Annotated in this window: 2 protein-coding genes; both read right to left on the bottom strand. The window is 60.5% G+C overall.

Features of this window, described 5'->3' with window-relative positions:
* Positions 1 to 918: tRNA guanosine(34) transglycosylase Tgt (tgt, locus tag ACTG3T_RS09965; protein WP_439102121.1), on the bottom strand; the 918-nt coding region annotated here is incomplete at its 3' end.
* On the bottom strand, positions 915 to 1973 hold the full coding sequence (gene queA / locus ACTG3T_RS09960) for a tRNA preQ1(34) S-adenosylmethionine ribosyltransferase-isomerase QueA (protein WP_439102120.1): 1059 nt from the start codon (positions 1971 to 1973) through the stop codon (positions 915 to 917). The genes queA and tgt, both read right to left, overlap by 4 nt.
* Positions 1974 to 2059: the final 86 nt, after the last annotated feature.

Here is a 2059-nt window from a genome sequence, read left to right as displayed (position 1 = left end):
GGCGCAGGTGTAGCAAGCACACTTCTCGTCCAACGGCGCTGTGCTGTGACGGTGTTTTGCGTTGCGGATCTTGATGGTGCCCGTGGACGTAAACAGGTGGCCGTTGCGGGCATTGCGCGTGGGCATGACACAATCAAACATGTCGATGCCGCGCCTGACTCCTTCCAGAAGATCTGCCGGCGTACCCACCCCCATAAGATACCTCGGATGATCCTCGGGCATGAGCGGCTGAAGGCTTTCGAGCACCGCCAGCATTTCGTCCTTGGGTTCCCCGACAGAGAGACCACCAATGGCATAGCCGTCGAAACCAATCTCCACCAACCCCTCCAGAGAGCGAGCCCGCAAATCACCGTACATGCCCCCCTGCACAATGCCAAAGACCGCCGCATCGCTATCACCGTGGGCCACGCGACTGCGCTTTGCCCAGCGCAGCGATAGCTCCATGGAAGTCTCGGCTTCCTCGCGGGTCGCCGGATAGGGGGTGCACTCGTCAAAGATCATCACGATATCGCTGCCCAGAGCCCGCTGTATCGCCATGGACTTTTCGGGATCAAGGAACACCTTGTCACCATCCACAGGAGAGCGGAAAGACACCCCCTCCTCGCTGATTTTGCGCATTTCTCCAAGGCTGAACACCTGAAATCCACCGGAGTCCGTGAGTATGGGCCCTTGCCACTGCATAAAATCATGGAGGTCGCCGTGGGCACCAATCACCTCGGTGCCCGGGCGAAGCCACAGGTGAAAGGTGTTGCCCAGGATAATTTGCGCACCCAGCGCTTCCACATCCCGGGGGAGCATGCCTTTGACGGTGCCGTAGGTGCCCACGGGCATAAAGGCCGGTGTCTCCACAACGCCGCGATCAAAATACAGGCGGGAGCGTCGGGCCGCGCCATCGCTGGAAACACGCTCGAACTTCACTCTGGGCGCACCCCCGGCTGGGGCGTAAGAAACATGGCATCACCGTAGCTGAAGAATCGGTAGCGCTCCTTCACCGCCTCGTTATACGCGCCAAGAATAAGGTCTTTACCGGAAAACGCGCTCACCAGCATGAGTAGTGTGGATTCAGGCAAATGAAAGTTTGTGATCATGGCATCCACGCATTGAAAGCGGTAACCCGGATAGATAAACAGCTGCGTATCACCGACATAGGGCCGAAGCTGGCCGGACGCGGCTGCCGTCTCCAGGCTGCGCACCGCCGTCGTGCCCACGGCCACCACACGGCCGCCTCGCGCACGGGTTGCCGCAATGGCGTCGCAAACCGTCTGATCCACTTCAAGATACTCGGCGTGCATTTCGTGGTCGCGGATATCATCGCTGCGCACAGGCTGAAAGGTCCCTGCGCCCACATGAAGGGTGACCTCGGCTCGCTCAACGCCCATGGCATCGAGCTGGTCCAGCAGCGCGGTATCAAAGTGCAAACCCGCCGTGGGCGCCGCGACCGCACCATCACGCTGGGCGTAGACCGTTTGGTAACGCTCTTTATCTTCGGCGGCATCGGCGCGATCAATGTAAGGCGGCAGTGGCATGTGTCCGATGCGCGCCAGCAAGGGCCCCAGGCTTTCGGCGCTGGTGATTTTGAACAACTCGCCTTCACGACCCTGGACCGTGAGCAGCGCGTCCGTCGCGGGACTATCGGCCTCGGCAGCGAGAGCTATGGTCATACCGGCCCGGGGTGTCTTGCTTGCTCGGATGTGCGCCAGGGCGCTGCAATCGTCCGTAAGGCGCTCGATCAGTATTTCGACGCGCCCTCCCGTTTCCTTTACCCCGAACAGGCGGGCCGGAAGGACGCGAGTGTTGTTAAAGACCAGCAGGTCGCCAGCATTCAGCTGCCCGGGAAGATCGGCGAACTTTGCGTGTTGGATAGACCCAATAAGGCCGTCCACGCACAGTAAACGACTCGCCGAGCGCTCCGCGAGGGGCGTCTGGGCAATCAGTTCCTCGGGGAGCTCGTAGCTAAAGTCGGTGCGCTGCATAGTCAGGAATGCGTGGAGACGCGCGGGAAAACCCCGCGCGATTAGTCAGCTGTCGTCGTTTATTCTTTGGCTTCGCCGTCTTCTTC

The organism is Congregibacter sp., from assembly GCF_965660375.1.
In the GTDB taxonomy this organism is placed as follows: domain Bacteria; phylum Pseudomonadota; class Gammaproteobacteria; order Pseudomonadales; family Halieaceae; genus Congregibacter.
Note: the sequence above shows the minus strand (reverse complement) of the source record. Positions and strands in the feature narration are given on the sequence as shown.